Raw genomic sequence first — 12223 nt, 5'->3', positions numbered from 1 at the left:
TTGGAAACTCGGAGGCACATCATGACGACATTGACGGTTACCGCGAGGGGCCAGGTCACCTTCCGGAAGGACGTGCTCAAGCACCTCGGCATCCAGCCCGGCGACAAGATCCGGCTCGATCTTCTGCCCGGTGGACGGGCGGAACTGAAAGCCGATCAGGGCAAGGGCTCCTGGCAGGAGCTGAGCGGGATGCTCAAGGGCAAGACGAACGGCGCACGGCTGTCGATCGAGGAGATCAACGATGCGATCGCCGACGCCGGCGCTTCGAGCGGGATGCGTGGACTCGAGCGCAAGTGAAGGTCAGCCTCGACACCAACGTGCTGTTGCGCCTTGTCATCGGCGACGACGAAGCGCAGCAGCGGACAGCAGCCGCGACCCTGGAAGAAGCCGAACTGGTCGCGATCAGCGTTCAAGCGCTCTGCGAGTTTGTCTGGGTGCTGGACAGAAGTTACCGGGTCGCACGGCCCGATATATCCGCCTCGATCCGCCGCATCCTCGACATGCGCAACGTCGTAGCCAACCGACCGACGATCGAGGCGGGCCTGGCCGTGCTCGACGCCGGTGGCGATTTCGCCGATGGCGTGATCGCGTTCGACGGTCAGTGGCTCGGTGGCGAAACCTTCGTGTCCTTCGACAGGAAAGCGGTAAAGCTGGTCGAGGGACAGGGAACGCCGACACTGCTGCTCGGGTGATCTACCGCACCCGCTGCCCCGTCGCCGGTGACCAGAGCGGCCATTGCTCCAGGAAATCGTGGCTGTGGATGACGACGCGGGCGCCGTCGATCAGGATGATCGAATAGGCGGGCGGCGCCTGTTCGACCATTTCGTCGCCGACGAGGTCGAGCATGAAGCGGGCATGCAGGCCGCGCTGCACCGAGAACGGAATGCCGGCGACGGTGCCGGCGATGTCGCGGTGGACATGACCGAAGAAGATGTAGCGGACATTGCCATGGCGGGTCAGCACATCGATGAGCCGCTGCGGCTGTTCGAGGCCGAGCGGGTCGAGCAGCGTCAGCCCGAGCTCAACCGGCGGATGATGCAGGAAAATATAAGCCGCCTTGCCCGCCGCCTCGCCAAGCCGTGCGTCGAGCCAGCCAAGCCGGCTGTCGCACAACTCGCCCGTCACGCGGCCTTCCGCCAGGCTGTCGAGGAAAACAAGCCGCCCTTCCGGCGTATCGAAAACCGACTGCGCGAAGCCGTTGCTGTCGGTTCCGTTTTCCGGGAAGGCGGCGATGAGGTTGGCGCGCCGGTCGTGGTTTCCGGGCAGCAGCCGGTAGGGCACTGTGAGTCGGCTCAGCGCCGCCTTCAGGTCGGCATAGCTCTCGGCCTCTCCGTCATCGGTCAGGTCGCCCGTGAAGATGCAGAGCGTCGCATCGCCGTGACGTTGATTGATATGATCGATGCATCGATCGAGACGCTCATTCAGATTTGCGCCATAGCGCATCTCGCGCCGACGACCGAGATGGACGTCGGTGACCTGGATTATTTTCATGCGTGAACCCTCAATCAGTTCTTTCGAAATCGCGGGAAGGATCGCCTACAGCGCCGGCTCCGGCAGCGAGGCCTTGAACACGTCGAGCCTGCCGCCTGTCTCCGAGGAGAAGAAATGCAGGTCCGCCTCTGCGAACTGCAGGCCGACCGTGCTGCCCGGTTCGGGATGGACGGTCTCCGACGTCACGATAGAGAACGGCGCGCCGTCGAGATCGACATAGATGACCCGGCCGGCGCCCAATTCCTCGATGAGGTCGACGCTCGCCGCCAGCGCTCCGGGCGTGCCCGGCGCCACCATGCGCACCGCCTCCGGCCGGATGCCGACCGCGACTTTCGCGCCGACGGGCAGGCCCGTGCGCGACACGTTGAGCTTGCGGCTGTCGCCGAGCAGCGACAGCCCATCGAGCGTGACGGTGCCTTCCAGCATGTTCATCGCCGGCGCGCCGACGAAGGTGGCGACGAAGCGGCTTGCCGGCCGGCTGTAGACTTCCGCCGGCGTGCCGACCTGCTCGACGCGGCCGCCATTCATCACCACCAGCCGGTCGGCCAGCGTCATCGCCTCGACCTGGTCATGCGTGACGAAGACCGAGGTGGCGCTGAGACGCCGGTGCAGCTTGCGGATCTCGGAGCGCATCTGCACGCGCAGCTTGGCGTCGAGGTTGGAGAGCGGTTCGTCGAAAAGGAACACTTTCGGCTCGCGGATCATGGCGCGGCCCATGGCGACGCGCTGGCGCTGGCCGCCGGAGAGCGCCATCGGCTTGCGGTCGAGCAGGTGCTCCAGCTCCAGGACGCGCGCCACCGCCTGGATGCGCTGGGCGCGTTCGGCCGACGGAACGCCTGCCACCTTCAGCGAATAGCCGATGTTCTGCGCCACGCTCATATGCGGGTAAAGCGCATAGTTCTGGAACACCATGGCGCAGCCGCGCTCGCGCGGTTCGAGCTTGTTGACGACCGTGTTGTCGATCGCGATCGTGCCGTCGGAAATCTCTTCCAGCCCGGCGATCATCCTGAGCAGCGTGGACTTGCCGCAGCCCGACGGCCCCAGGATGACGACGAATTCGCCCGAGGCGAAGTCGAGGTCGACGCCGTGCACGACCTGCGTCTTGACGTAGTTCTTCTTGACGCCGCGAATAGTGATGGAGGCCATTTTCCGTCTCCCTTATTTTTCGGTGGCGATCAGGCCGCGCACGAACCAGCGCTGCATCAAGACCACCACGAAGAGCGGCGGCAGCATGATGATAAGCGTGCCGGCCATGGCGATATGCCATTCCGGCGCGCCGCCGACATTGGGGATGAGCTGCTTCAGCTCGGTCACCGCCATCGCATGCGACTGATCGGTGGTGATAAGCAGCGGCCACAGATACTGGTTCCAGGCCCACAGGAACATGATGGTGCCCAGTGCCGCCATGTTGTTGCGCGACAGCGGCAACAGGATATCGACGAAGAAGCGCAACGCGCCGGCGCCGTCCATGCGCGCGGCCTCGGTCAATTCGTCCGGCACGGTCAGGAAGAACTGGCGGTAGAGGAAGGTGCCGGTGGCGGTCGCGATCAGCGGCAGGATCAGGCCGCTATAGGAATTGAGCAGCCCGAGGCTGAGCTGGACCTGAACGCCGGAAACCTTCTCGATCAGCCAGGACAGCCCTGTCAGGTCCATGATCGTCTGGTAAGGCTCGAGCACATTGGCGACCACCGCATAGGTCGGCACGATGCGCACTTCGAGCGGCAACATCAGCGTGATGAAGATCAGCCAGAAGATCAGCATGCGGCCAGGATAGCGGAAATAGACGATCGAGAAGGCCGTCAGCGCCGAGATGATCACTTTGCCGGCGGCAACGCCGAATGCCATGATGAAGGAGTTGAAGAGCTTCGGGCCGAGATCGGCGGTCGTCCACGCCGTCTTGATGTTGACCCAGAAATCGCTGCCCGGCAGCAGCGACATCGGCACGTCGTTGACGTCCTTCAGATTGTGCGAGGCGGCGATCGCCACAATGACGAACGGCGCCACGCAGAACACGAAGCCGGCGAACAGGATGAGATGCGTGAAGAAATTGAGGATCGGGGTGCGCTCGACCATGGCCCGCCTCAACGATAATGCACGCGCCGCTCGATGAAGCGGAACTGGACGATGGTAAGCGCGACGATGAGCAGCATCAGGATGATGCTCTGCGCGGCGGCCCCTGAGTAATCCAGGCCTTTGAAGCCGTCGGAATAGATCTTGTAGACCATCAGATTGGTGGCGTTGGCCGGTCCGCCGGCGGTCATGATGTCGACGATGCCGAAGGAATCCTGAAAGCTCTCGGTGATGTTGATGACCAGCAGGAAAAAAATGGTCGGCGTGATCAGCGGGAACTGGATGTCCCAGAAGCGCCGGATGACGCCGGAGCCATCCATCGCAGCCGCCTCGATCAGCGAACGCGGGATCGCCTGGAAGGCGGCGAGGAAGAAGATGAAATTATAGCCGACATATTTCCAGGAAAAGGCGATGATGATCGAGGCCATCGCGTCGGCGCCGTCGAGGCCGGGATCCCAGAGGCCCGGCCAGAATTTGTTGACGACAGCCATGAAGCCGGCCTCCGGCGCCAGGATGAAGCGAAACGCCAGCGCCAGAGCCGGCGCGGCGATGCCGTAGGGCCAGATCAGAACGACGCGGTAGAGCCATGAGCCGGCAAGCTGCCGGTCGGTTAGGGCGGCGAGCACCAGCGCGATGACCATCGCCAGGCCCGTGCTGATGCCGGCGAAGATCATGCTGGCGGTGATGGAGTTCCAGTAGTCGGCGTTGGCGAGGATCGAACGGAAATTGTCGAGCCCGACCCAGATGTTGCCGCCGCCCCAGGGCTGCTGCAGCGTCAGCGACCAGTAGACCGCCTGGCCGGCCGGCCAGTAGAAGAGGGTGAAGATCAGGAACAGTTGCGGCACCGCGAACAGGATGCCGATCGTCCATCTGCCGAAAGTGACGCGTTTTTCCATCGATCCGCCGATGCAGTGGAACCATCAGCCCGCCTTCGCGGGACAGATTAGAGCATGTCTCCCGAAAGTGGGAACCGGTTTCGGGACAAAGACATGCGTGGAATCAAAACCATATGAAATGGCCGCCCGTCGAGGTTCGACGGGCGGCCGTTCCGCTATCCGGGATCAGGGCAGGGTCTTACCCGGATAGGTCTGCTGGAAGCGCTCTAGGATGGCGTCGCCGTTCTTGACCAGCGTGTCGAGGCCTTCCTGCACGCTGACCTTGTTGGCGAAGATCGCCTGCATCTGCGTGCCGAATTCGGCGCGGATCTGGGTGAAGTTGCCGAGGCGCACACCACGGGTGATCTCGGTCGGCTCCGACGCGGTCAGGCTCTCGATCGCCACTTCACGGCCCTTATAAGGCGCCTTGTCGTAGAAGCCGTTGGACTTCATGAAATCGAAGCCCGACTTCGTCACCGGGATATAGCCGGTGTTGGTCGACCAGAACAAAGCGGTCTTGGGGTCGTGGATGAAGTTGAGGAACGCGGCCGCGCCCTTGTATTCGGCGTCCGACTTGCCCGACAGCACCCACAGCGAAGCGCCGCCGACCAGCGAGTTCTTGCGCTCGGTGCCGGCATAGACCGGCAGCTCGGCGACGTCCCAGTTCATGCCTTCCTTCTGGGTGCGGCCGACCGTGCCGTGATCGCCGACAGAGGTCAGGATGACCTGGCAGGTGCCGGTCGCGAAGGCCTGTACCATGTCCTGACCGAGATCCTTCGACTTGATCTTGATCAGGCCCGCGTCATACCACTTCTTCAAGTCGGTGACGTATTGGACGAACTTGGTCTTGTTGACTTCCAGACGCGCGTCGAGACCGTCATAGCCGTTGTTCTTGGTGGCGACCGGCTGGTTGTGCAGCGCCGAGAACTGCTCCATCAGCTGCCAGCTCTCGTTGGCCGAGATGTTGATCGCCATCGGGCAATCATAGCCGGCGTCCTTCAGTGCCTTCAGGTCGGCGCCGACATCTTCCCAGGTCTTCGGCGCCTCGGTCTTGCCGATCTTGGCGAAGGCGTCCTTGTTCCAGTACATCAGCGCCGTCGACGAGTTGAACGGGAAGGACAGCATCTCGCCCTTCGACGTCGCGTAGTAGCGGGCGATGCCGGGGAAATAGTCGCTGTAGTCGATCTTGTAGCCGTTCTCCTCCATCAGCTTGTCGGCGGGCTTGTAGGCGCCCGACAACATCATGGTGGCGGTGCCCACGTCATAGACCTGGACGACGGTGGGCTGCTTGCCGGCGCGGAAGGCGGCGATCGTGTTCTGCAGCGTGGCGTCGTAATTGCCTTGGCTGGTGCAGACGACCTCGTAGTCCTTCTGGGAATCGTTGAAGTTCTTGCACAGCGTGTCGACGACGCGGGCGAGATCGCCCGAAAGACCGAACCAGAAATCGAATTTGACCGGCTCCGCGAAAGCAGGAACCGCGAGCGCGGTGCTGAGCGCGCCGGCGGCAAGGGCAGTGAAGCCCCGCTTGATGATCGTCATGGTTTTCCCTCTTGAGTGGCAGTGTGACAAGGGTTTTTGCGCAAGTCCTTGCCCGCTCTCATAGAGAAGGTATGTGACAGTTCTGTTGTGGGCCCGAAGGCCCTGTGGACAGCCAGTCTCTCCTCCCCTGGCAGCGGCCGCGCCGGCATGAAAACGTCACATCGGCGCTCTAGGAAGCTAGGGCGCCTCGAAGCGGCGAAAAGACCTACGTCGTTAACTGGCTAACTGGATGAGAAGAGACATGCTGGTCCCGCAGCTCACGCACGTGCCCGTCACCGCCCGCAACGCGATGCGGGACGGCCCGCGCGACAGCGCCACCCATCTGCGCCACGCCGCCGCCGTTCCGGCCCTCGGCGAGATCGAGATCGGCGGCCAGGCGTCGCGCGGGAGCGCCGGCGAGAGCCTGACGGTGATGGCCTGGAACGTCGAGCGGCTGCGTCACGTCGATGCCGTCGCCGCAACGATCGCCGGCCAGGCGCCGCACGTCGTGCTGCTGTCCGAAGTCGACAAAGGCATGGCGCGCTCCGGCAACGGCCATCTTTTGAGCCGGCTTGCCGATCGTCTGGGCCATTCCTATGCCTATGGCGTCGAGTTCCTGGAACTCGGCACCGGCAATGAGGCCGAGCAGGCGGCAAATGGCGGCGCCGAGAACATCGAGGGCTTCCACGGCAACGCCATAACCAGCGCCGTCCCGCTGCTGCGGCCGTTTCTCGTTCGCCTGGACGCGGCCGGCGCCTGGTTCCTGCCGGAGCACGGCCAGCCGCGCGTCGGCGGCCGCATGGCGCTCGGCGGCCAGGTGATGGTCGGCGAGCGCCGGGTCACCGTCGTTTCGGTGCATCTCGAGAACCGCACCAATCCCGCCGGCCGCGCCGACCAGACGCGCCATCTGCTCGATGCCATCGACAGATATGATGCGGAAGCGCCGGTGCTGATCGGCGGCGATTTCAACACGCTGACCGCCACCTATGAAGAGCGTCACGCCGATCCGGCCGCATGGCGGGCCCGCATTGCCGCCGAACCCGACCGGCTGATGTGCCCCGATCGCCACGAGCCCCTCTTCGCGATCATGGCTGAACGCGGCTACGACTGGCGCGATGCCAACGCGTTCGACAAGCCGACCCAGCGGCGCGTGGCAGGCGACGCCACACCTGCCGGCCACATCGACTGGTTCTTTATCCGCGGCCTTTCGGCAAGCGCGCCGGCGACGCTGCCGGCGGTGCTGCCGGACGGCAGCCCGAGCGCCGACCACGAGGCGCTGGTGGTGACGGTGCGGGTGAGGTGACGGCGTTCGGACGGATGCAGCACGGAGCGAGCCGCTCTATCCGTCCGGAGGTACAACCTGGGACGCACGCATTGGTTGCGGGCGGCATAATCGATTCTTCAGGCGTCCGGCCCTAATCAATCCCGTTGCCTTGATTGATGCGGGAAGATCAGGTGAAGGAAGATGCTGACCGTCTATAATTGTATCGTGAACGAGCACGATCTCAGACTGGTCGCGCTCGCGGCGCTCATTTGTGGAATTTCCTGTTTCGCCGCTGTCAATCTGCTCCGCCATGTCGTGCAATCCACCAGCCGGAACCGTTATGCGTGGCTGCTGATTGCGGCAGCCTCGACCGGGTTCGGCATCTGGGCGACGCATTTCATCGCCATGATCGCCTTCACGCCGGGGATACCCAACGCCTACAACGCGGAGCTCTCGGTCGCTTCGCTGGCGGTTTCCGTTCTGCTGACGGCCGCCGGCATGTGGATTGCGACCGTGCGCGGCGGCATCGACCACTATCTCGTCGGTGGCGCCGTGCTCGGCATCGGCATCGCGGCGATGCACTATACCGGCATGGCGGCTTTCGAGGTCGAAGGCCGGATCGGCTGGAACCAGCTGCTGGTCGCCGCCTCGCTGGTTTCGGGCGTAGTGCTTGCCGCGCTCTCGCTGCTTGTCGTGCTTCGCCGGCCATCGACCCTGGCGACGGTCTTCGGCGCCGTCCTGCTGACGCTGGCGATCTGCACGCTGCATTTCATCGCCATGGCCGCCGTATCGATCTATCCGGATTCATCGATCGAGATCTCGAAATTCACGATAGCGCCGATGTCGCAGGCCTTCGCCGCCGCCACGGCAAGCCTCGTCATCCTGGTGCTGGCGGCCACGGCGCTATGGATCGATCTGCGCTTCCGCCGTCACAGGGTCGAGGCGGAACGCATGCATGGCCTCGCCAATGCCGCTGTCGAAGGCCTCATCGTCTGCGACGGCAACCGCATCGTCAGCGCCAATGACAGCATCGCTGCGCTGAGCGGCATCGCCGCCGGCACGCTGAACACGATGACGCTGGGCGACCTGTTCGGCGAGCGGATTGCGTCGGCTATCGCCGCCGGTAACGGACAGGCGCAGGAAGCCGACCTCCGCAGTCAGGACGATAGCCGGATGCCGGTGGAGCTGATCGCCAGGAGCATCGACTATTGCGGCAAGGGGCATCTGGTCGTGGCCGTGCGCGACATACGCGAACGCAGGAAGGCCGAGCAGGAGATCATGCGGCTTGCGCATTACGACCCGCTCACCGGACTGGCCAATCGCCGCAGCTTCACCAGCCGCCTGGAAGCCGAGATCGCCGCGTCAGCTGAAGGCGGCAAAGGCGGCCAGCTGGCGCTCATGCTGCTCGACCTCGACAGGTTCAAGGAAGTGAACGACCTGTTCGGTCACGCCGCCGGCGACGCCGTGCTGCAGAAGGTGGCGCACTGCGCCTCCAGCGTGCTGCGCCACGGCCAGATGCTGGCCCGGCTCGGCGGCGACGAATTCGCCATCATCGCCCCTAACCTTCCCGATCCGCAGGCGGCCGGCCGCATCGCCGAAGCCGTGCTTTCGGCGCTGCGCCAGGAAAACCGGCTGTCGCCCGGCGGCATGGTGTCGGCCAGCATCGGCATCGCGCTCTATCCGCTCGACGCCGACGAGCAGGCGGCGCTGGTCAGCCATGCCGACACTGCGCTCTATCGCGCCAAGGCCGAAGGCAAGGATACTTTCCGCTATTTCGAGGCCTCGATGGGCGCCGAGGCACGCGACCGGCGCAGCCTGGAGCAGGATCTGCGCCAGGCCGTGGCGCGCGGCGAATTCCGGCTCGTCTACCAGCCGCAGAAGGAAATCAGCAGCGGCAGGATGGTCGGCTTCGAAGCCTTGCTGCGCTGGCAGCATCCCGAACGCGGCGAGGTTTCGCCTTCGGTGTTCATCCCCGTGGCCGAGGACAGCGGTTCGATCGCCCAGATCGGCGAGTGGGTGCTGGCGACCGCCTGCAAGGAGGCTGCGACGTGGAAGAACCCGCTGACGATTGCCGTCAACGTCTCGGCGGTGCAGCTCCACAATCCCGATTTCAGTCGCAAGGTGCATGAGGTGCTGCTGCGTACCGGCCTGATGGCGGGCAGGCTCGAGCTCGAGATCACCGAGACGGCGCTGGTGAAGGACATGCCGCGCGCGCTGGCCACCTTGCGTCAGATCAAGGCGCTCGGCGTGCGCGTGGCGATGGACGATTTCGGAACCGGCTATTCCTCGCTGTCCAACCTGCGCGCCTTCCCCTTCGACAAGATCAAGATCGACGGCTCCTTCATCAAGTCGGTCGACCGCAACGGCCAGGTCGCGACCATCGTGCGCGCCGTGCTTGGCCTCGGACGCGGCCTCGGCCTGCCGGTTCTGGCCGAAGGCGTCGAGACGCTGGACGAACTGCGCTTCCTCGACGCCGAGGATTGCGACATCGGTCAGGGATATTTTCTGGGCAGGCCCGGCCCGATCGAGGCGTTCGGTGAGCTGACGGGTGTTCGGGCGGCAGATGACAGCATCATGGAAGACGTCGTCGTCGAGGCAACCGCCAAGGTCGAAAACGTCCGCAGTGGCAGCATCCTGATGCTGCAGCCGGCCGCGGCCGCGCGTTCAGCCTAAACAATTCCAGGAAAAGTGCGTAGCGGTTTTCCGTCCGGAATTGCGTCAATGCAAAAAGACTACACGGTCACGGCGCGAGCGCCGCTTCCACCAGCCGCTTGGCGTCGGGGCTCGACCACTCGGCCGGGCCGTTCATGTGCGCGATCAGGCAGCCGTCCGCGTCGATCAGCATGGTGACCGGAAGCCCCAGCGCCAGGCCGCGCGTTTTCGCCTCGTTGAACAGGGCGATCGTCGGATCGCGGTAGAAGCCGAGCGTCTCGACGCCGATCTCCTTGAGGAACTTTTTCGGCTTGGTATCGTCGCCGGTGTCGACATTGACCGCGATCACCTCGAAGGCGTTGCTGCCCTTCTCCTTCTGCAGCGCATCGAGCGCCGGCATCTCGGCGCGGCACGGCGCGCACCATGTCGCCCACAGATTGAGCAGCACCGTCTTGCCGGCATGGTCGGCGATGGTCATCGGCTTGCCGTCGGGACCGTTGAAGGCCAGGCTCTTCAGCGACTGCGGCGGATCGGCCGGCTGCAGCGCCGCGACCTGGCCGACGGCCTTGGCGGCGATCTGCTTGGCGCGCCCGGCCTTGGCCGCGCAGGCGGCATCGTCCTTGTCGGCGGTTGCGGCGACCTTCTCGGGAGCGTTGTTGCCAGAACCGCTCTCGCTGACATATACCGCCACCGCGCCGGCCAGCACGCCCGCCACCAAGGCGGCAAGGATGAGGCGCGTAGCCGGAAAAAAGAATCTCTTGCCGTCTGCCATTTCAAAACTGCTCCGGAGCACGGGTTATAGCGATGAGCGACAAGAAGGCCAGCAACCAGATGTGGGGCGGACGTTTTGCCTCGGGTCCGGCCGCGATCATGGAAGCGATCAACGCGTCGATCGGCTTCGACCGCAAGCTCTATGCGCAGGACATAAGCGGATCGATCGCCCATAGCGAGATGTTGGCCGAAACGGGCATTATTTCGGCGGCCGATCAAGAAAAAATCGCTCACGGGCTGAACACGATCCTGAAAGAGATCGAGGCCGGCACGTTCGAATTCTCGACCAGGCTCGAAGACATCCACATGAATGTGGAGGCCCGCCTTGCCGACCTGATCGGCCCGGCGGCCGGACGGCTGCACACCGCGCGCTCGCGCAACGACCAGGTGGCCGTCGATCTGAGGCTCTGGGTCAAGCAGGAATGCCAGCGCCTCGCCCAGGCGCTGAAAGAGCTGATCGCCGCGTTCCTCGAACGCGCCGAGGAGCACGCGGCGACCGTCATGCCCGGCTTCACCCATATGCAGGCGGCGCAGCCGGTGACCTTCGGCCACCACTGCATGGCTTATGTCGAGATGTTCGGCCGCGACCTCTCGCGCGTCCGCGACGCCATCGAACGCATGGATGAAAGCCCGCTGGGCGCGGCGGCCCTTGCCGGCACCAGCTTTTCCATCGACCGCCATATGACGGCGAAGGCGCTGGGTTTCCGCGAGCCGACCCGCAATTCGCTGGACAGCGTCTCTGACCGCGATTTCGCGCTCGAGTTCCTGAGCCTCGCCGCAATCTGCGCGACGCATCTCTCCAGGCTGGCCGAAGAGATCATCATCTGGTCGACGCCGCAATTCGGCTTTATCCGGCTCTCGGATTCCTTTTCCACCGGCTCCTCGATCATGCCGCAGAAGAAGAACCCGGACGCCGCCGAGCTGGTGCGCGGCAAGACCGGCCGCGTCAACGGCCATCTCGTCGGCCTTTTGACGGTGATGAAGGGCATGCCGCTGACCTATGGCAAGGACATGCAGGAGGACAAGGAAGCGGTCTTCGACGCCGCCGAGACGCTCGACCTGATGCTGGCGGCGACGACCGGCATGGTGCGCGACATGACCGTCAACGCCGCCGCCATGAAGAAGGCCGCCGGCGCCGGTCACGCCACCGCGACCGACCTTGCCGACTGGCTGGTGCGCAATCTAGGCCTGCCCTTCCGCGAGGCCCATCATGTCACCGGCCGCGCCGTGGCGCTCGCCGAGGAAAAGAAGGTCGGGCTGGAGAAGCTCTCGCTGGACGACCTGCGTTCGATCCATTCCGGCATCACCGACGGCATCTTCTCGGTGCTTGCCGTGCAGAATTCGGTGAAGAGCCGGGTGAGCTTCGGCGGCACCGCGCCGTCGGAAGTGCGAAAGCAGATCCGCTACTGGAAGAAGCGGCTCGCCAAGGCTTGATGCATGTCGCCCAGAAGTGTGTAGCGGTTCCGGGAGAACGACATGCATCAAAACAAATGCATGTCGCCCAGAAGTGTGTGGCGGTTCCGGGGCAACGACATGCATCAAAACAAATGCATGTCGCCCGGAAGTGTGCAGCGGTTCCGGG

At 64.3% G+C, this 12223-nt stretch carries 11 protein-coding genes; 5 read left to right on the top strand and 6 right to left on the bottom strand.

The window, feature by feature from the left end:
* The first annotated feature begins 21 nt into the window (after positions 1-21).
* Positions 22-297, top strand: a complete 276-nt coding sequence (locus LCM4577_RS08035) for an AbrB/MazE/SpoVT family DNA-binding domain-containing protein (RefSeq protein ID WP_040989253.1) — start codon at positions 22-24, stop codon at positions 295-297.
* Positions 294-692, top strand: a complete 399-nt coding sequence (locus LCM4577_RS08030) for a type II toxin-antitoxin system VapC family toxin (protein WP_071070658.1) — start codon at positions 294-296, stop codon at positions 690-692. The genes LCM4577_RS08035 and LCM4577_RS08030 overlap by 4 nt, the downstream gene beginning before the upstream one ends.
* 1 nt (position 693) lies before the next feature.
* Here LCM4577_RS08030 and LCM4577_RS08025 read toward each other — a convergent pair whose 3' ends face one another.
* The 5 genes from LCM4577_RS08025 to LCM4577_RS08005 form a co-directional block, all read right to left on the bottom strand.
* The gene (locus LCM4577_RS08025) at positions 694-1491 is read right to left on the bottom strand and encodes a phosphodiesterase (RefSeq protein WP_041000383.1); all 798 of its coding nucleotides are present in this window, start codon (positions 1489-1491) and stop codon (positions 694-696) included.
* Between the two features lie 45 nt (positions 1492-1536).
* Positions 1537-2637, bottom strand: a complete 1101-nt coding sequence (ugpC, locus tag LCM4577_RS08020) for a sn-glycerol-3-phosphate ABC transporter ATP-binding protein UgpC (protein WP_071070656.1) — start codon at positions 2635-2637, stop codon at positions 1537-1539.
* Positions 2638-2649: 12 nt separating this feature from the next.
* Positions 2650-3564: an ABC transporter permease subunit gene (locus LCM4577_RS08015; protein ID WP_071070654.1), complete on the bottom strand. Its 915-nt coding sequence runs from the start codon at positions 3562-3564 to the stop codon at positions 2650-2652.
* An 8-nt stretch (positions 3565-3572) separates the two neighbouring features.
* Entirely contained in the window at positions 3573-4457 is an 885-nt protein-coding gene (locus LCM4577_RS08010; RefSeq protein ID WP_071070652.1) for an ABC transporter permease subunit, read from the bottom strand.
* Positions 4458-4622: 165 nt separating this feature from the next.
* On the bottom strand, positions 4623-5975 hold the full coding sequence (locus LCM4577_RS08005; protein WP_071070650.1) for an extracellular solute-binding protein: 1353 nt from the start codon (positions 5973-5975) through the stop codon (positions 4623-4625).
* Positions 5976-6216: 241 nt separating this feature from the next.
* Between LCM4577_RS08005 and LCM4577_RS08000 the strand changes: the two genes are divergently transcribed.
* The gene (locus LCM4577_RS08000; protein ID WP_071033613.1) at positions 6217-7257 is read left to right on the top strand and encodes an endonuclease/exonuclease/phosphatase family protein; all 1041 of its coding nucleotides are present in this window, start codon (positions 6217-6219) and stop codon (positions 7255-7257) included.
* Positions 7258-7419: 162 nt separating this feature from the next.
* Positions 7420-9891, top strand: coding sequence for an EAL domain-containing protein (locus LCM4577_RS07995; RefSeq protein ID WP_071070649.1), 2472 nt, complete (start codon positions 7420-7422; stop codon positions 9889-9891).
* A gap of 67 nt (positions 9892-9958) precedes the next feature.
* Here the strand turns inward: LCM4577_RS07995 and tlpA are convergent, their stop codons facing one another.
* The gene (gene tlpA, locus LCM4577_RS07990) at positions 9959-10642 is read right to left on the bottom strand and encodes a thiol:disulfide interchange protein TlpA (RefSeq protein WP_071070647.1); all 684 of its coding nucleotides are present in this window, start codon (positions 10640-10642) and stop codon (positions 9959-9961) included.
* Positions 10643-10674: 32 nt separating this feature from the next.
* Between tlpA and argH the strand changes: the two genes are divergently transcribed.
* Positions 10675-12075, top strand: a complete 1401-nt coding sequence (gene argH, locus LCM4577_RS07985; protein WP_071070645.1) for an argininosuccinate lyase — start codon at positions 10675-10677, stop codon at positions 12073-12075.
* The last annotated feature ends 148 nt before the right edge of the window (positions 12076-12223 follow it).

It is taken from the genome of Mesorhizobium sp. LCM 4577, from assembly GCF_001854795.2.
Taxonomy (GTDB): domain Bacteria; phylum Pseudomonadota; class Alphaproteobacteria; order Rhizobiales; family Rhizobiaceae; genus Mesorhizobium; species Mesorhizobium plurifarium.
Note: the sequence above shows the minus strand (reverse complement) of the source record. Positions and strands in the feature narration are given on the sequence as shown.